We start from the raw sequence: 16,994 nt of genomic DNA on the forward strand, positions 1-16,994 counted from the left end.
CGCCGCCGCCGAAGTGATCCCGGATGGGACGGCAGGAGGAAACGCCGTCTCAGCGGTCATGGATCAGGACCGCCATGTCCGCGCCGAAGCCGGCCACCAGCCGCCCGTCGGGCGCCATCGCCAGCGTCTTGATACGGGATGGAAAGGCGTACGTGCCGATGTTCCGCCCCGTGCTCGCGTCCCACATCCACACGGTCCGGTCGCCGCCGGCGACGACGACAGGGCGACCGTCCAGCGTGCCGGTCGCCCCCGCGCACACCTCACCGGTGTGTCCCGTCAGCGGCGGTGTCAGCTGTTCGCCCGTGGCCAGGTCCCAGAGGTGGACCGCTTCCGCCTTGCGGCCGGTGAGAAGGACGCTGCGGCCGTCGAGCGTCTCCAGGGCCAGGGCGCCTTGTTGCCGCGGCTGCACTCCGGTCCATCGGCTCGTGGTCAGGTCCCAGACGCGGCCCTCCCGGGTCACCCCGACGAAGTTGCCGTCGACCGCCGCGAAGAAGTCGATGGAGGAGCTGGTGTACTCGCTGGTCGACCGTCCGTGCAGCTCTTCCCGGGTGGTCAGGTCCCATATCCGTACCGACTTGTGCCGCTTGTCGCGCGTGAGGAGGACGGCCCGTCCGTCCACCGTCCCCGCCGTCAGCAGATCCACGGCGGAGGTATGACCGGTCAGGGGCTCCCCGAGCTGTCCCCCGCCGTCGAGGTCCCAGAACCGCACCCGCGTGTCCGAGCCGCCCGTGACGACGACACAACTGCCGTTCACGACGGCCGTGGTGACGCCTGTCACGGTGCCGGCACGACCTGTCACGGTGCCGCCACGACCGGCCGGCCGGCTGCCGGTCTCCCCACCCGACTCCCTAGCTGTCTCCCTGCCCGACTCCTCACCTGTCTCCCGGCCCGTCTCCCGTGCACCGTCGAGGTCCCAGATCCGCACCGTTCGGTCGTCGCCACCGGTGACCGCGCGGTGATGCCGGTTCACCACTGCCGTCGCCACTCCCCGCACGGTCGCCTCGTGGCCCGTCAGCGACGGCCGCAGCTGCCGCAGCGTGGACAGATCCCACACCTCGACCGGCCCATGGGCATGGGCGAGGAGGGCGGCGGGGCGGTCCTGGAGCACGGTCACGGCCGCCGTCTCCACGAACGCGGACGCGACGGGCTCAGCGACCTGCTCGCGCCTGGCCAGGTCCCAGACGTGCACCTCGTAGGCATTGGCGCTGACGGCCAACGGGCACTCGGACGCCGGATCCGTCACCAGAAGGTGCGCCCTGGCGTTGAGGTCCAGACTGACGCAGCGCCGTGCCTTCCCGTCGCCTTCCACCGTACGGTCGTACGGCTCGTCCGCGAACTCGCGCGGCTCGTCGGGACGCTCGCCCCGGGCGCCGTACTCCCGTCCCGTGACCAGGTCCCACACCCGGACGGTCTCTTCCCCCGTGATCAGGTCCGTCGCCGCAAGGTCCGCCGAGTGGCTGGTGACAGCGACAGGACGGCCGTCCACCACCGCCGTCGCCAGAGCGGACACGAAACCGGTGCGCACGGTCAACGGCACGCTGTGCGGGGAGAGGGTGGCCAGATCCCACACGCGCACCACGTCGTCCACGCAGGCGCCGACCACGACCGGCCGACCCCGAACTCGTCCGACGGCCAGCGATTTCACCCAGGAGTCGTCGTCGGCGGAGCACGTGCCGACCAGTTCGCCGCGTGCCAGGTCCCATACTCGAACGGTCTGGTCGTAGGCGCAGGTGACAGCGACCGGACGGCCGTCCAGCACCGCCGTCGTCAGCGCCCGTACGGCGCCGGTATGGGCGGACACCGCCTTGCCGAGCCGGCTGCCCGTGGCCAGATCCCACGCATGCAGGGTGCCGTCCTCGCAACCGGCGACAGCCAGACCACGGCCTTGTAGGACCACGGTCGCCAGCACGCCTACCTTGGCCGGCACGGGCAACGCGTACCGCAGCCGGGAGTCCAAGTCGTTGCCGGTCGCCCACTGCACGACCCAGGCGTCGTCGGTCTCTTGGGGGACCGGGACCCGGGCGATGCTTCTCGCCAGCTCTCGGTTCCCGTACCGGGCGGCGTCCAGCGCCAGCACCTGCCGCCGTACCTCCGCGCCGGAGTCACGGTGCACATGGCCCGACGTCCGGTACACGGCGGCCGCCAGCGTCTCATCCTGTCCGGCGGCGCCGTCCAGGCCCGCGAGGATCAGCTCCGGGTCGCCGTGCACCAGCCATCCAGGATCGGTCAACCGGCCACCTGTCGCAGCAACTTTGCGATCCGGAGCGTGGTTTCGAGGTTCGCCAGACATGACTGGCATGGTAACCAGGCCACCATCGTCAACCGTCGTCCGGCATAAGCCCGTTGGTGAAAGGCCGCCGGACACCGAGCCGCGTCCCGATGTCAGTGGTGCCTGCGAGACTCGTTCCATGATGGTGAAGCTGCCCTTGGACAGCCCTCGTTGGCATGATCTTGACGGTGTGAAGGTCGAGGAGTTGCGGATACTCCTGGAGCAGTTGGCCTCCGCCACCGCCACCGGGGGCGGCGAGGCGTGGCCGCGGACCTGGAGGGACCTGTCCGGCGGTCTGATGGATGACGGGGTCGTCCGCGATGGGGCCTATGCGGCTCTGCCCCATCTCGTCGAGGCGGCGGCGGCCCTGCCTCCGGACCAGACGGTGGACTTGTGGGTGGACCTCGGATTCCTGGTGACCGCCGACCACCGGCCCCCCGTCCCGGCCGATCTCGAGGCGGGCTTCGCCGCCGCGCTGCGGCTGGCCGAGCGGGCAGCCGTGCGCAGCCTCCTCGCCGCCGGTGCTCCCGGTCAGGTCTGTGCCCAACTCGCGCTCTCCTGCGTGGCCTTGGCCGGGCATCACATGGGCGAGGTGCTCTGGCGGTTCCCGGACGACCTCGAAAGCGGCCTCCTGTTGTCGTGCCCCGCTTGCGGCTCAGACACGGAGGTCTCCGGGCTCTCCGCGCTCTCCGTGGACCCGGCGCGGCCGCCATCGGAGGCTCCACAGCTGCCCGACTCCGACTCCGCCTCCGTCCCTGTCCGGCCGGAGGGGCATCCCTGGGGCGAGGCCGGTGCGGTGGTGCGGGAGGACGCGCTGGGGGAGGGCTGGGCACCCCTTCTACGGGTGGCGCGCGAGGTCGCGGTGAGGGGGGTGCCCCCCGAGACACCGGGACAGGCCGTCCTGTGCCTGGTCGCCGGGATGGTCGCGGTCACGGGGACCCCGCAACGGGAAGCGGGGGAACTGGCCCGCCGACTGATGGCGCTCACCGGGTACTTCCGCTGCTGGGACTGCGAGCGCACGTGGAGGATCGCGGACGGCCTGGCGGAGCACCCGGACGGCGCGCAATCCCTACACAGTCCGGCTCGGGCCCTGACGGACTCCGACGGGCCGGCTGCCGGGGCGCGACCGGCGGCGCCCGGACGCACCGGCCGGGCGGCGACGCGGTTCCGGCAGGACGGGAACGCGGTGGTCGCGGCCGACGGCACACCCTGGGGCCGTATCTCGGTGTTCTCCGACTCCGTGCCCGGTTCTTCGGGGGGCGTCGACGCCCTGGCGGTGGTGTCCCGCCCCGGTCTGCCGACCCTCGTGGGCGGCGCCGGGGACAAGGGTGTGGTGTGCCTGTGGGACGTGGCCGACGGCAGACTCGTCCACGATCCGCTGCCCGGACATCCTGACGCCGTCCGCTCGATGACGACCCTGCCGCTGCCCGACGGCCGGGTCCTGCTGGCGAGCGGAGGCGGCAGCGGGACGATCGCCGTGTGGAACCCCCTGACCGGGCAGCCGGTGCGCGAACCGGCCGGCGACCGGCCCGGCGGGGTGACCACGATGTGCGCCGCCCTCGTCCCCGACGGCCGCACACTGCTCGTCACCGCCACACCCAAGGGCGCCGTCCGGATGTGGGAACCGGACAGCGGTGAGTGCGTCAAGCATCTGAATCCCTACGGCAGTCCGATCCGTTCGGTCACCGCCGTCCCGATCTCCGCCCATCACACGCTGATCGTGGCCTCGGACACCGCGGGCCGTGTTCATGTGTGGGATCCAGCCGTCGACGACCCCTGGGACCGCGGCGCGGCCGTGCCACTGAGCGCACAGGCGCTCGCCGGTGCCGACCATCGGGCGGCGGTCGTGGGGGCCGTACCGACATCCGACCGGACCATGCTGGCCACGGCGGACGAACTGGGCGTCGTCATGCTCTGGGATCCCGCCACGGGTTCCCCGGTCGGCGACGGCCTGCCCAGCGACACGGGCACCGCCGGCCCGCCGCTCATCACCGCGGCCACCCCTCACGAAGGCCCCACGGTCCTGGTCACCGGCACCCGCCACGGCCACCGGCTGCGCCTGTGGGAACCGGAGACCGGCCTGGTGCGGCACATCGCCCTGGACGTGTCGCTCACCTGCCTGGCCACCACGGGCACGGACCTGATCGTCGGACATGACCGAGGAGTCCTCAGTCTTCCGCTGGCGCTGCGCGCAACACCTGTGTGAATGAAACCTTCTGAGCTCCAGTCACCAACCCTTGCCGCGCGGGTTGGCGTCGCCAGGGTTCGTCCCTTGTCAGGGCTTCCAACGCTGCACGGATCGCACTGACGCCACTAAAGACAATGTTTTGATTGGCTGTCGCTCGTTGCTTTGGGCCTGGACATAGTTGAGCGGCTGGTGCCGGACGGGCTGTGGGGGAAATCCTGCAGGACGCGGCCCCGGAGACGCCGATCCGCGCCCCAGGGCGGAGGCCGGCGGTGGTGCGATGACCGCGCGGTCGAACTGCACGCGGACAAGGGCTACGACTTCGACCACCTGCGCGGATGGCTGCGCCGCCGGCAGTTCGTGGCGCGCATCGCCCGCCGCGGCATCGAGTCTTCCGGCCGCCTGGGCCAGCACTGCTGGGTGGCCGAGCGGACGATGTCCTGGCTCAACGGCTGCTGCCGGCCGCACCGCCGCTACGAGCGCAAGGCCGAGCGCTTTCTCGCCTTCGTCGGCATTGCCAGCGCCCTCATCTGCTACCGCAGGCTCAACTGACAACGTTCGCTCAACGCCGAAGCAGCCGGCTCCCCGAGGACCACTGGCAGTGGTTCGCCGGCGCTATGAGCGGTGGCGACAGCGAGCACTTGGACCTGATCACGCGATGGGTGCGCGGGGAGGTCGTCGGCAACACGGTCGGCATCAAGGTTCGGGGAGGTCCGTTCCACGGACGCACCAGGATCGTGCAACTGGACGAGCGCCATCAACCGCCGCCGCGTCACATGACACATCACCGAGCCAACTGAGGGAGCGTCTAAAGTCTCGGTGGGCGGCGGCCCCCGGCCCCACAGGCCCAGGCTGCGTACATCCGGTCGATGCTCTTCAGTCTTGGGCGTGTTGTGGTGCGGGCAGTCGCGGGGCCGGCGGTCGCGCCGCACGCTCGGCCGGGGCGGCCGGGCTGCCCGGCGCGCCGCAGGCGCGCCCTTGAGGAAGTGAAGACTGTTTCGACCGATCTACGGTTCCGGGTCGGTCTTCGGCTCGAAGCGGCGGGCGTGTGCTGCGGCGCGCAACAGTGACTGGGCGACTCGCTCGGCGTCATCGGCCGACAGGTAGATCTCCTGGGTGAACAACACGGCCAGCCGAACTGTGCCGTCCAAGGCGTTGGTTGCGACGTCGACCTGTACCCCGTTACCCGTCACGTCGTAGACCTCAAGGTCCAGATCGCTTCTGAATGCGCTCATGTCCTGAGCTTGCATCACGGAACGTGCGGGTTACTCGCCGGCGTCGATCCGGTAGGTGAGTTCGGTGCGGGCTGCTCCGATGTGGAGTTCTTCGAGGAGCAGGGCCTGGTCGTCGGTGCCGCAGGTGACGCGGGAGACGTGCAGGACCGGGGTCGCGTCGGGCAGGCGCAGCGTGGTGCGTTCGTCGGGCAGCGGCATGCGGGCCCGTACCGACTCCGACCACCACAACTCGTGGCCGGCCGCCGTCAGCATGCTGTAGATCGCGGCCGGGGCGGCGTCCGGCCTCTTGCCGAGATCGGATACGGCTTCGACGGTGGCGAAAGGGATCAGGGTCCGGAGCATCGCGCGGGCTCCGGTGTCCGGGTCGGCGAGCAGCTGGTCACAGCCGAACAGGGCTTCTCCTACCTGGAGTCCCAGCAGTTGGGCCGTGGCTTCGGTGGTGTGGGTGCGGTAGGTGTGGGGTTCCTCGGCCTGTTGCCAGACGGCGACGCCGTACAGCCTGAAATGCCCGGCCGGCGTCCTGCCGATGTGGCGGGAGATCGCGATCGCGGGACCGCTGGCGGAGCGTACGAAGCTGCCCTTGCCGTGATGGACGTCGACGAGTCCCTCCGCGCGCAGAGCGGCGACGGCGTTGCGGACGGTCGGACGCGAGACCTTGTAGCGCTCCATGAGCTGGGCCTCGGAGGGGAGCGGGCCTCCGGGTTCGTACTCGCCGGCCAGGATCGCTTCGCGGATCGCGGTGGCCACCTGCTGGTAGAGGGCTCCGGGGCGCTGGATCTCGGTCATCTCGGCATCTCCGGGTGAGGTCGTAGACACGTCGCACGCGCGACATCACTCGTCAGCATAAGTAGTTGCACCCTCGTCGTGCAACGGATGCGACTGCGGCAGTCCTTTGCGTGGATGTCGAAGACGCGAGATTCCTGTCTAGAGCGCGCAGCAGAACAGACCATGCCGCTGCTGCGCTTGCTGATAGGAGAGGTTCGGTCGATGACTGATCCTGCGTCAGGAGTCGAGCGTGATGTCCAGACTGGACGAGAAGCCTGGCCCCTCTTCCCCGTCTTGCGAGTGCGTGGCTCCGCCTTCAGGCCAGATGGACACCGCACGCCAGCGGTACTCATCTTGTTCGGCCGGCTCAGCCGAGAAGGCAACGGACTGACCGGCGGTCAATTCACGGAATCCTTCGGCCTGAATGGCTGAAAAATGTGCCCACGCACTGTCCGGGAAGGTATCGGAAGCGAGAACTCCCCGTCCTTCCTCGCTGTGCCACTCAAGCACGCGGCCGGTCCCGACGGGGGCCACGCCGCCGTCGACCGGCCAAGCTGCACGGCGACAAGGGCTACGACTTCGACCGAGTACGCGCATGGCTCCGTTCCTGCAACATCACACCGCGCATCGCGCGCCGGGGCGTCGAGTCCTCTCAGCGCCTTGGTCGGCAGCGCTGGACCATGGAGCGCACCGTGGCATGGCTGTCCGGTTGCCGCCGCCTGCACCGTCGCTACGAGCGCAAGGCCGACCATTTCCCGGCATTCGCCGGTATCGCCGCGGCCCTGATCTGCTTTCGCAGGCTGACAGCCTGATCGGTGAGGCCTTCGAGCTGCGATGATCCTGTGCCAACACGACACATAAGCGAGGAACGCCATGACCGACTACCTGCCCGCAGTCATGGCCATGCTCGGCCCGGCCCAGAACCAATACGCGGACCCCACCGCCTGGGACCGCCTCCACGCAGAACTCGACATCCGGCTACCGACCGACTACCAAACCCTCGTGGACGCATACGCCCCCATCCAGCTCAACAGCCACCTGTACCTGCACCACCCCGCGACCGAACGCTGGAATCTGGGCCAGGACATACGGGACTCGGCCCGTGCTTGGTCCGCGATCTCCTGGGACGACCTTGACCCGGACGAGGACCCCCGCCTGCTGTTCGGACTCACGGAGTTGAGCTTCGGTACGCGCAACGGACTGTGGCCGATCGCCGGCACCGATCGAGGTGAAACGCTGTTCCTTGTGACTGCGGACGACACAGCCCCTTGGATCTTGGTCGAAGACGGTGAAGGCGGCTGGGCCCGGTACGACATGAGCTTCGCCGAATGGCTCTACCGCTACCTCGTCGGCGAAGACATGGCCGGCCCCAACACTTCGGCCTTCTATCCCGGCCCGGTGAAACTGTGTCGCCTTCCGATGACCACCGGCGACCGGCCAGAACCCTGGAGAGGGCCTGAGCGCGGCATGTAACCTCGCCTGCCACGGCAGTCGCAGACGCTCATCACGTCACCTTGAAAGCCAAACGGGACGTCCACTAAGGCGGCATCGAAGACCGCCGCAGGGCACGGAACAAGCCGAGGTCGAAATAACAGTCTCTTCAACGAAACATCGGCAAACTGAGGTTGGAAAAGGGTTGCGGACCCCCGCCCTGGTCCAGCGGGTTCGGCTTGATCTCCACTCGGTTGGTGTCGAACCCCCTGCCCTTCTTCGTCGCCGGGTGTACGACCACGGCCGTGAACAGGAACCGTTCGCGGCCGACGCCGGGATCGGGACGTCGCCGGTGGTCGGTGACGGCGTCGTCTGCGCCGTGGACGCGGAGACCAGTGAGGAACGCCGGCGCCTGCGGACCGGCGGAGAGGTGACTGCTACGCCCGTGGTGGCGGGCGGGACCGTGTATGTCTCAGGCGAGGATGATTTCCGTACGCGATGCACACCTCCCGGTAGCCTGTTCGGCGTGAAGTTCCATGCCGTGGCGGTCGGCTGTCGATGAGTGAGCCGGGAGTGCCCGTCACGATCGTGGGCGCGTGTCTGCGGGACGGCAGCGGTGGGAGCCCGACCGCGGTGCTGGACGAGATGCCGCTCAGTGACGAACAGCGTCGCGCCCTGCCGGTTCTGGCCGGGACTTCGCATGCCGTCTTCGTCTCCTCTCCCGGAGCCGGGCCCGGTGGTGCCCCGGTCTCTTTGCGCTTCTTCACGTCCGAGGGAGAACTGCCGGCCTGCGGTCATGGGACGGTCGCCGCCCTGGCCTTCCTCGCCGCACGGGCCGGAGGCGAAACGTACCGGACCACCCTGCACACCTCGGGGCGCGTCTTCGAGGGCTGGGCCACGTGGGACGGCACAGAGGTGAACGCCGGCTTCCAACCAGGTCCCGTGGAGCTGCGGGAGCCCGCCGGGACCGAGTGCGCGGACGTCCTCGCCGCCGTCGGCGTCACCGGGCTTACTCCGGCACCCGGCGCCGCCGTCGCCTCCGTGGGACGGCCCCGTTTGCTGGTACCCGTCACCACCCGGTCCGCTCTTGCCGCGCTCGCCCCGGACTTCGACGCCCTCCGCGCGGCCTGTGACCGGCTCGGTCTCCTCGGCTGCTACGTCTACTCCGTACCGGAGTCCACGGGTCGCGCCGCCGCCCGCATGTTCGCCCCGTCGATCGGCGTCCCCGAGGACATCGCCAACGTCAACAGCACCGCCTGCCTCGCCGCCCACCTGGCCGCACGGGGCACCACCCGTATCGCTGTGGACATGGGCGACTCCCTCGGCCGCCCCGCGACGATCACCGCCACCGCACGACCCGGATCCGCGGGCCCACTGATCCACCTCGGAGGCACCGCCAGGTTCCTCCGAGCCGTCCGGTTCCCGACGTCGATGCCACCCCGGGCCGTTGGCTGACGAGGGGCGCCCGGGGACGTCAGATCGAGGGCCCTGGAGCGAAGTCGGCTCCGCGGGAACCTTCGGTCGGCTGCCGGACACGTATAGAGCATGGAACTGAACGACGCTGGTCCTGCCGTACCGGTCAGAGACATATCTGATCGCGAGCTGTGGACGAGGGCCGTCGACGGTGACCGGGAGGCGTTCGGCCGGATCTTCGACCGGCACGGGAAGGCCGTCTACAACTACGCCTTCCGGCGGACCGCGGACTGGTCGGAGGCCGAGGACGTCACCTCGACGGTGTTCCTGCATGCCTGGCGTCGACGATCCGAGACGGTGCTGGAGCGCGACTCCGCTCTGCCCTGGCTGCTCGGCATCGCGGACGGCCTGCTGTCGAACATCAGACGGCGGCTGAGGCGGGCCGAGGCGTTGCTGCACCGGCTCGTCTCGCACGACGAGTCGGTGGGCGACCACGCGGACCGCGTCGCCGGAATGGTGGACGACGAGCTGCGCATGTCGGAGATTCACCGCGCGCTGGCTCGGCTGCCACGCCACGAACGTGAAGTCGTCGAGCTCTGCGTCTGGTCGGGTCTGGACCAGCAGGCGGCCGCGGCGGTGCTGAAGGTGGCGGTGGGCACCGTGAAGTCCAGGCTGCACCGGGCGCGTCGGAGGCTCGGGAGCGATCTCGTCGGCGGTGCGACGGTCGGGGCGTCGTTCAGTTCGAGGAATCCCGTCAACTCGAAGGAAGTCGCACGATGAATGACATGCAGGGCATTCCTGCGGCTCCTTCCGATCGTGATCTGCCGGACCACCGGCGGATCCGCGAGGAGCTACTGATGAAGATCGGCCCAGAGGACCAGGACGCTTCGCCGTTTCGCAGGTGGGGGGTGCCGTTGAGCGTCGCGGCCGGTGTCACGGCGGTGAGTGTCGCGGCGGTGGCCGCCTTCGGTGGGACGGGGCAGGCGAAGCCGCGCGTCGCCGAACCCGGGCGGAGCGGCGCGAGCCCGACGAGCGCCGCGTCGCCGACTCCGAGCGCAGGCGGCGGCTCCACATCCGGAGGAACCCACTCGGATCCGTCACAGGATGCCTTCACCATCACCGGCACGACGACGACCCCGATCGCTCCCGGGACCGTCTCCAAGATTCTCTCCTCCTGCCTGGGGTCGGACGCATCGCGCTATCACGCCGTGGTCGCCGTTCGCACGTCGGTGGTGTCGGACAGCTCCGACGGTGTCGTCGTCGCCGTCGACTCCGCCGACCAGTACGTGCAGTGCGCCTCGAAGGGTGACAAGGGCACTAGCCAGGACTCCCCGCCCACCTTCATCAACAACCGCCTGTGGGGAACCGGCCGGGTCATCGAGTATTTCGACTCCAACCGCGAATCCGCCGGCAAGGGGCGGTTCCTCATGCTGGGCGCGGGGCACTACACCAGCGACGTTGCCAAGATCACCGTCAGCTACGGCCGCAAGCCCAAGGAGTACCCGGCCGTCATGGCGGGCGGCGCGTTCGTCTACGCGGCGGCTCTCCACCCCGACACCCCTCCTGGCCGGCACTATGCGGGTCCGAGCCCCTATGTCCATGCCTACGACGCGTCGGGCAAGGAGATCTACGACCAGACGAAGGACCCGAAGTTCACCAGCGAGCAATAGGGCCGCGTCCCCCGCGCTGAGGTTGGCCCGAGAGGGCGCCGACGTGCCCTAGCCGACGAGGGTCGACTTGGGGCGTACCACGCAGAACTCGTTGCCCTCGGGGTCGGCCAGTACGGTCCACGACTCCTCGCCGCTCTGCCCCACCTCCGCCCGCCGGGCGCCGAGGGCCAGGACGCGTTCGATCTCCGCCTCCCTGTCCTCGGCCGCGGAGGTCAGGTCGAGGTGCAGGCGGTTCTTGACGACCTTGTCCTGCGTCACCGGCATGAAGCAGATGCCCACCGGCGCCGTCTCGTCCGGCCCGATCACGACCTCCCGCTCCCGTTCGGAGAGGATCCGCCAGCCCAGCACCGCGGCCCAGAACCGGGCGAGCGAGGGGAGGTCGTGCGCGTCGATGACGATGTGGTGCAGCGAAAGGGGCATATCTCTCAATGTGCCCCGCTTCGGGCGGGTGCGGCAGAGCCGGACGGGTGGCAGGGCGGCATTCGGCGAACGGGCGGGACGGGCGGGTCCTCACGGCCGGGCAACCGCTCTGTTCGGCCGGGCAACGGCTCCGTACGGCACTGCCTGCGGCCGCGTTGATCTGCGCGGCCGCAGGCGGTGCCCGCCGTCCCCCGGGTGACGCCTACTCCCCGCCGCCCGACCGGAAGTAGTGCCCCTTGTCGAGGTCCTCGATCAGGCCGGGCCCGGTCGGGTCCCAGCCCAGCAGTTCGCGGGTCAGGGTGCTGGAGGCCGGACTGTCGAGGCCGATGAATCCCGACAGCCATGTGAAGTGCTCGGCCGCCTCCTCGGCCGGGACGGAGCGGACCGGCACGTCGAGCCGGCGGCCGATGACCTCGGCGACCGAACGCAGCGGCACACCGTCCTCGGCGCTCGCGTGGAGGACCGATCCCGCCGGAGCGCCTTCCAGCGCGAGGCGGAAGAGGCGGGCGGCGTCGTCGCGGTGCGTGGCCGGCCAGCGCTGGGTGCCGTCGCCGACGTACCCGGCGAAGCCCTTGTCCCGGGCGATGCCGACCAGGGCCGCCATGAATCCGTTGTCGCCGTCGCCGTGCACGGTCGGGGGGAGGCGTACGACGGACGTGCGGATGCCGCGGTCGGCGAGCGCGAGGGTGACATGGGCGGTGCCCATCCGGGTCCGCGGGCCGCCCGGCAGGTGCGCGGACGCCTCGTCCGGTGTCCGTCCGTCCGCCTCGGTGCTGAAGCGGCCCGGCGCCAGTCCGACCAGTCCCGAGGCGATGAGGAACGGCCGTCCGGACCCCGCGAGCGACTCGCCGAAGGCCTCGACGGCGCTGCGGTCCGCGTCCGCCGCGTCCTGGAAACCGCCGGAGAACGCGAGCTCGTGCTTGAAGGCGAGGTGGATCACGCCGTCCGACGCGGCGGCCGTCTCGCGCAGGAGATCGAGGTCGTCGAGGGTGCCGGGCACCGCCTCGGCCCCCGCCTTGACCAGGGCCGCGGCCGAGGCGTCCGAGCGGGCGAGCCCGACCACCCGGTGCCCCGCGCCGATCAGCTCGGGGACAAGTGCGGAGCCGATCCATCCGGATGCTCCGGTGACGAAAACACGCATGAGAAAGCCTCCAGTACGGGGTCGTCCTCGCGCCGGCAGGGCGTGCGAGGCGACCCAGCGATGTCAGTGACTGTCATCAAACGTAGCACTCGATGTCAGTGACTGTCATCGAACCGCCGGGGTGGGATGTCAGTCACTGCCGTCGAGTACGATGCCGGGCATGGGTCGATGGCAGCCGGACGCGCGCGGCCGCCTCGCACGGGCGGCGCTGGAGCTCTATGTCGAGCGGGGCTTCGACCGGACCTCGGTGGCGGAGATCGCCGAGCGGGCGGGGCTGACGGAGCGGACGTTCTTCCGGCACTACGCGGACAAGCGCGAGGTGCTCTTCGCGGGGTCCGGTGAGATGCTCGACGTGCTCGCGAACGCGGTAGCGCAGGCTCCCGGATCGGCCACCGCGATGGACGCCGTGGCGGTGGCCCTCGAAGGCGCCGCGGCCGTGCTGGCGGAACGCCAGGAGCACGCCCGGCATCGGCAGTCCGTCATCGACGCCAACACCGAGCTGCAGGAACGCGAGTTGATCAAACTCGCGTCGATGTCCACGGCGCTCGCCGACGCCCTGCGGCTGCGGGGAGTCGACGAGCCCTCCGCGGCCCTCGCCGCGGAGGTCGGGATGGCCGTCTTCAAGTGCGCGTTCCGCCGCTGGGTCGACCAGACCGGCACGAAGGAACTCGCTCAGTTCATCCGCGAGGCGCTGGCCGATCTGAGGGCAGTCACCGCGGAGAAGTGAGACCGGCGAACGCGCCCAGGCGTCGAACTCACCTCTGACGCATGATGGTTCGCCGTTCCGTCCAGTGGACTCCAGTGGGCTGCCTCTCGGCCCCGCCCCGTACCGTCCCGTCGCCCTCTCAAGGCCGCAGCACGATCTTGCCGTGCGTCCGGCGCAGTTCCAGCTCGCGGAACGCGTCCCGTACGCGCTCCAGGGGGTAGACGCGCGCGATCGGGACCTCCAGCTCTCCGCGCGCGGCGAGACGGGCCAGTTCGCCGACCACCACCGCGGAGGCCGCCGAGCCCTCCCCGTACGTACGGGCGCCGACCCTGGCCGCCGCATCCCAGTCGCGGATCGTGTTGATCCGGTCGGGCCGCACGCCCAACTCCACGGCCAGGTCGACGTATCCGTCGCCGAACGTGTCGATGAACGCGTCGACCTTCCCTCCCGAAGCCTCGCGGATCCGCTCGGCCACGCCCTCGCCGTAGGGGAGCGCGACGACGCCCTGATCCTTCAGCCAGGCGTGGTTCCGTTCGCTCGCGAGTCCGAGCACCGTGGCCCCGCGCCGCCGCGCGAGCTGTACGGCGAGCGATCCGACACCGCCCGCCGCGCCGGACACCACGACCGTGTCGGCCGGTCCGGGGTCCACCGCGAACACGGTGGCGTACGCGGTCGTGCCGGCCACGTACAGCGACCCGGCCACCTCCCAGGGGAGGGCCTGCGGACGGGCCACCAGCTTCACGTCCTCCACCGCGACGAACTCGGCGTGACTCGCCCTGCCGTGCGTGAAGCCAAGCACCTCGTCGCCGACGGCGAATCCCCGTACGTAGGGACCGGTCTCCACCACCACTCCGGCCAGGTCGCTGCCCTGCCCCGAGGGGAAGACGGCCGGCCAGCGCTGGTGCCGCGCGCCCTCGCGGATCATCGTCTCGCCGGGCTGGATCCCGGCGGCGCGGACCTCGACGAGGACCTCGCCCGGGCCCGGCTCCGGGCGCTCCACCTCCTCCACCCGCAGTACGTCGATCCCGCCGTACTCATGGAACCGGACCGCCTTCATCCTGTGACCACCGTTCTTCCTCGCTCGGGCGAAGCGGGGGCGCCGGAGCCCTGGAGGGACCGCGCGGCGACCATGACTTCGGAGTCAACTGCCGTGCGGGGCAGTAGTGTTCCCGCGTGCAAGCCAGGCCGGCCGCCCACGCAGACCGAGAGGACTTCATGTCTACGGACCCCGGGACCACCCGTCAGTTCGCCGAGCGACCGTGGTTCGCGGCCAACGAGATCCTGGCGTTCCTGGTGGAGCTCGTCGCCCTCGCCACGCTGAGCTGGTGGGGATTCACCGTCGGCAACAGCTGGATCACCCACGTCCTGTTCGGTCTGGGGGTGCCCCTGGTGGCCGTCGTCCTCTGGTCGCTGTTCGCGGCGCCTAAGGCGCGGCTGCGGCCCGGTCTGCCGCTCGTGCTCGTCGTCAAGGCGGTGGTCCTGGGCGGGGGAGCGGCGGCCCTGTACGGGGTGGGGCACCCCGTCGCCGCCGTGGTCATGGCCGTCGTCGTGGTCGCGAACACGGCGGTCGCCGAAACCCTGCGCCGCACCGGGCCGGCCCGTCCCGGGGATGGGGACGGGGGCGGGGGCGGGGGCACGGACGGGGGCGCGGACGGCGCGACCGGCTCACCCGGGTCCGGCTGAGGTCCTCCGGGCCGGGCTCGGGTGTCCGGCTGAGGTCCTTCGGGCCGGGCCGGGCCCGGGCGCGCGGAGGCGGAGCTCAGGCCTGGTACTCGGTCAGGTCGATGGCGTGAAGGGTCAGCGGGAAGCCGTGGACCGGGTGGTTCGCCTCGCCCGCCGGCTCCATGCCGAGCTTCTGCACGACGTTCAGCGAGGCGGAGTTGCCCGGCCGGTCGACGCTGACGACACGGTCGAGGCCGCGGTCCTGGAGGGCGAACTCCAAGGTGGCGTGGGCCGCTTCGGAGGCGTAGCCCTGGCCCCAGAACTGCGAACCGAAGCGCCAGCCGATCGCGACGGCGGGCAGCACCTCCGGCAGGAACTCGGGGACGAACAGCCCGGTGAAACCGGCGAGTTCGCCCGAGCCCAGCAGCTCGACGGCGAAGATCCCGAAGCCCTCCTCGTCCCAGTCCTCCTCCCACCGCTCGATCTCCTCGGCCGTGGCGTCCAGATCGAGGACCGAACCGTCGTCGACCCAGCGCATGACCTCGGGGTCCGCGTTGATCTCCGCCATGGGGGCGAGGTCGTCGTCGTACCAGCGGCGGAGGAGGAGGCGGGGGGTGCGAATCTCGGTCATGAGATCCATCCTGCCTCATACGAGGGGCACCGGCCGACGGCCGGTGCACGGATCCCGCGCCGCGACGGCCGAGGTCAGGGGGTCGCGCCCCTGGGGAGGCCCGGGCTCCGGTGCGCCGTCGTTTCGGACCGCTGGACCGGGGCAACCGGCCGTCATGGAGACCAACGACGGCACGGACGAAGTGATCGAGACACAGGGCGAGGAGCACCACGTGGTCCTCAGCGCCGACACCAACGGCGACGGGAGGACCGACGTCTGGATGACGGACACCACGGGTGACGGCAAGGCCGATCTGTACCAGTTCGACACCACCGGCGACGGCCAGGTCGACCTGACGATGGTCGAGCGGGGCGACGAACCGGGAGTCGACCGGGTCGTCGTCGAGGGCGACGGTGGCCACCCGCTCGACACCTGAGCCGTCGCCGTCCGTCGCTACGGCGTGTTCGTCAGCGGCCGCAGGGCGGCGGCGCCCGCGCGCAGCAGCGCGGAGACGGGCGGTCCCACCCAGCGGGTCAGTTCACGCGGGAGTTCGGGGTCCAGCTCGATCGTCACCCGTACGTAGCGCGTGTGCAGCCGTGCGACCTTCGCCTGGCGGGGCGACGCAGGGTCGGGCTCCCGTTGCAGGGCGGCCCGGTAGGTGTCCTTGCGCTGGTTCACTTCGTGTCCTGACGCTTGATGAGTTCGTCGGCGAGGTCCATGTACGCCGATCCCTTGACCGTGACGGGGCTGCCGAACGACTGGGAGTACAGGTCGAGTCGGGGAATGTGGGTGGACAGCACGTCGAAGCCGCGCTCCGTGAGCGCCTCGCGGGCGTCGGCGTCGGGTCCGGTGCGGGTCGCGTCCGGCCGGTTCGTACGGTTCAGCAGTACGGCGGAGCGGGCGGGGCGGGCCCGCAGGGACTGGACGTCGCCCATCTCGCGGCCGATGGGGGCCATGCGGTCCAGCTCGATGGGGGACGGGGTCACCGGCACGATCCACTCGCTCGCGTACCGCATGATGCTCCGGGCGATGTGGGCGTGGTCCTCCATCTGCGGGGCGTCGAAGACCACCGCCTGCCGGTCGCCGAGGAAGTCGTTGACGCGCCGGTGCACATCGCCCACCGGGAGGGAGAACACGGGGAAGGGGAAGCCTCCGGCCAGCTCGCTCCAGCGCAGTGCCGAGGACGCGGGGTCGCTGTCCACCAGCAGCGGTGAGAAGCCCGACTCGTGCAGGGCGTGAGCCAGCCACACCGCGCTCGTCGTCTTGCCCACTCCGGGTTTCAGGTTCACAAAGGCATAGCTCATCGACACAGGGAGCCACGCTAGTGACCGCGGGGGACCGGGGACCGGCCAAGCGGCGCCCAGGGCCCCGGCGTTCACCCCGGCGCGCCGGTGAATCATTCCAATGGACCAACGCGTCGTGCCTCCGCACAGCCCCCTGCGGCGACCGCTTGCGCACCCGCCGCCCGGACCCGGAGTCCCCCTGGT

Annotated in this window: 20 protein-coding genes and 1 pseudogene; 11 read left to right on the forward strand and 10 right to left on the reverse strand. The window is 70.5% G+C overall.

The annotated features are described in order from the left end of the window. Positions 1-49: 49 nt before the first annotated feature. Positions 50-2,230 carry a WD40 repeat domain-containing protein gene (locus tag ACFWI4_RS03825; protein WP_387190613.1) on the reverse strand — a complete coding sequence of 727 codons (2,181 nt, stop codon included), beginning with the start codon at positions 2,228-2,230 and terminating at the stop codon, positions 50-52. Between the two features lie 196 nt (positions 2,231-2,426). Between ACFWI4_RS03825 and ACFWI4_RS03830 the strand changes: the two genes are divergently transcribed. After that, entirely contained in the window at positions 2,427-4,475 is a 2,049-nt protein-coding gene (locus ACFWI4_RS03830) for a WD40 repeat domain-containing protein (protein ID WP_387190615.1), read from the forward strand. Positions 4,476-4,619: 144 nt separating this feature from the next. Continuing rightward, entirely contained in the window at positions 4,620-5,006 is a 387-nt protein-coding gene (locus ACFWI4_RS03835) for a hypothetical protein (protein ID WP_387190617.1), read from the forward strand. A gap of 455 nt (positions 5,007-5,461) precedes the next feature. On the opposite strand, the gene ACFWI4_RS03840 is transcribed toward ACFWI4_RS03835, so the two are convergent. From ACFWI4_RS03840 to ACFWI4_RS03850, 3 genes are all read right to left on the reverse strand, one after another. Next, a complete protein-coding gene (locus tag ACFWI4_RS03840) occupies positions 5,462-5,689 on the reverse strand; it encodes a hypothetical protein (RefSeq protein WP_384794552.1) in 228 nt (75 codons plus the stop codon). Between the two features lie 30 nt (positions 5,690-5,719). Then, a complete protein-coding gene (locus ACFWI4_RS03845; RefSeq protein WP_387190620.1) occupies positions 5,720-6,475 on the reverse strand; it encodes a GntR family transcriptional regulator in 756 nt (251 codons plus the stop codon). Between the two features lie 216 nt (positions 6,476-6,691). Then, complete coding sequence (locus tag ACFWI4_RS03850; protein WP_387190622.1) at positions 6,692-6,964, reverse strand: cold-shock protein; 273 nt, start codon at positions 6,962-6,964, stop codon at positions 6,692-6,694. A gap of 11 nt (positions 6,965-6,975) precedes the next feature. Between ACFWI4_RS03850 and ACFWI4_RS03855 the strand changes: the two are divergent. From ACFWI4_RS03855 to ACFWI4_RS03880, 6 genes and pseudogenes are all read left to right on the forward strand, one after another. Continuing rightward, a pseudogene (locus ACFWI4_RS03855) lies at positions 6,976-7,266 on the forward strand (transposase); the annotation flags it as partial. 61 nt (positions 7,267-7,327) lie between these two features. Next, entirely contained in the window at positions 7,328-7,927 is a 600-nt protein-coding gene (locus tag ACFWI4_RS03860) for an SMI1/KNR4 family protein (protein ID WP_387190624.1), read from the forward strand. A gap of 247 nt (positions 7,928-8,174) precedes the next feature. Further along, the gene (locus ACFWI4_RS03865) at positions 8,175-8,447 is read left to right on the forward strand and encodes a PQQ-binding-like beta-propeller repeat protein (RefSeq protein WP_387190626.1); all 273 of its coding nucleotides are present in this window, start codon (positions 8,175-8,177) and stop codon (positions 8,445-8,447) included. After that, positions 8,444-9,340: a PhzF family phenazine biosynthesis protein gene (locus ACFWI4_RS03870; protein ID WP_387190628.1), complete on the forward strand. Its 897-nt coding sequence runs from the start codon at positions 8,444-8,446 to the stop codon at positions 9,338-9,340. Before ACFWI4_RS03865 ends, ACFWI4_RS03870 begins: the two co-directional genes overlap by 4 nt. Positions 9,341-9,430: 90 nt before the next feature. Next, on the forward strand, positions 9,431-10,078 hold the full coding sequence (locus ACFWI4_RS03875) for an RNA polymerase sigma factor (protein WP_387190630.1): 648 nt from the start codon (positions 9,431-9,433) through the stop codon (positions 10,076-10,078). 77 nt (positions 10,079-10,155) lie between these two features. Next, positions 10,156-10,968, forward strand: coding sequence for a hypothetical protein (locus tag ACFWI4_RS03880; RefSeq protein ID WP_387190632.1), 813 nt, complete (start codon positions 10,156-10,158; stop codon positions 10,966-10,968). Positions 10,969-11,016: 48 nt separating this feature from the next. Here ACFWI4_RS03880 and ACFWI4_RS03885 read toward each other — a convergent pair whose 3' ends face one another. Beyond that, positions 11,017-11,388 carry a VOC family protein gene (locus ACFWI4_RS03885; RefSeq protein ID WP_387190635.1) on the reverse strand — a complete coding sequence of 124 codons (372 nt, stop codon included), beginning with the start codon at positions 11,386-11,388 and terminating at the stop codon, positions 11,017-11,019. A 202-nt stretch (positions 11,389-11,590) separates the two neighbouring features. Continuing rightward, entirely contained in the window at positions 11,591-12,529 is a 939-nt protein-coding gene (locus tag ACFWI4_RS03890; protein ID WP_387190637.1) for an SDR family oxidoreductase, read from the reverse strand. Positions 12,530-12,689: 160 nt separating this feature from the next. On the opposite strand from ACFWI4_RS03890, the gene ACFWI4_RS03895 reads away from it, so the two are divergent. Next, entirely contained in the window at positions 12,690-13,256 is a 567-nt protein-coding gene (locus ACFWI4_RS03895) for a TetR family transcriptional regulator (RefSeq protein ID WP_387190639.1), read from the forward strand. 118 nt (positions 13,257-13,374) lie between these two features. Here ACFWI4_RS03895 and ACFWI4_RS03900 read toward each other — a convergent pair whose 3' ends face one another. Further along, complete coding sequence (locus ACFWI4_RS03900) at positions 13,375-14,292, reverse strand: NADP-dependent oxidoreductase (protein WP_387190642.1); 918 nt, start codon at positions 14,290-14,292, stop codon at positions 13,375-13,377. 158 nt (positions 14,293-14,450) lie between these two features. On the opposite strand from ACFWI4_RS03900, the gene ACFWI4_RS03905 reads away from it, so the two are divergent. Then, the gene (locus ACFWI4_RS03905) at positions 14,451-14,918 is read left to right on the forward strand and encodes a YrdB family protein (protein ID WP_387190644.1); all 468 of its coding nucleotides are present in this window, start codon (positions 14,451-14,453) and stop codon (positions 14,916-14,918) included. A gap of 76 nt (positions 14,919-14,994) precedes the next feature. On the opposite strand, the gene ACFWI4_RS03910 is transcribed toward ACFWI4_RS03905, so the two are convergent. After that, a complete protein-coding gene (locus tag ACFWI4_RS03910) occupies positions 14,995-15,528 on the reverse strand; it encodes a GNAT family N-acetyltransferase (RefSeq protein WP_387190647.1) in 534 nt (177 codons plus the stop codon). Between the two features lie 154 nt (positions 15,529-15,682). Here ACFWI4_RS03910 and ACFWI4_RS03915 point away from each other — a divergent pair, with 154 nt between their 5' ends. Then, positions 15,683-15,943, forward strand: a complete 261-nt coding sequence (locus tag ACFWI4_RS03915; protein ID WP_387190651.1) for a hypothetical protein — start codon at positions 15,683-15,685, stop codon at positions 15,941-15,943. A 17-nt stretch (positions 15,944-15,960) separates the two neighbouring features. Here the strand turns inward: ACFWI4_RS03915 and ACFWI4_RS03920 are convergent, their stop codons facing one another. Beyond that, on the reverse strand, positions 15,961-16,185 hold the full coding sequence (locus ACFWI4_RS03920) for a hypothetical protein (RefSeq protein ID WP_385394160.1): 225 nt from the start codon (positions 16,183-16,185) through the stop codon (positions 15,961-15,963). After that, positions 16,182-16,811, reverse strand: a complete 630-nt coding sequence (locus ACFWI4_RS03925; RefSeq protein ID WP_385394157.1) for an AAA family ATPase — start codon at positions 16,809-16,811, stop codon at positions 16,182-16,184. Before ACFWI4_RS03925 ends, ACFWI4_RS03920 begins: the two co-directional genes overlap by 4 nt. Positions 16,812-16,994: the final 183 nt, after the last annotated feature.

Source organism: Streptomyces sp. NPDC127038, from assembly GCF_042725875.1.
GTDB lineage: Bacteria > Actinomycetota > Actinomycetes > Streptomycetales > Streptomycetaceae > Streptomyces.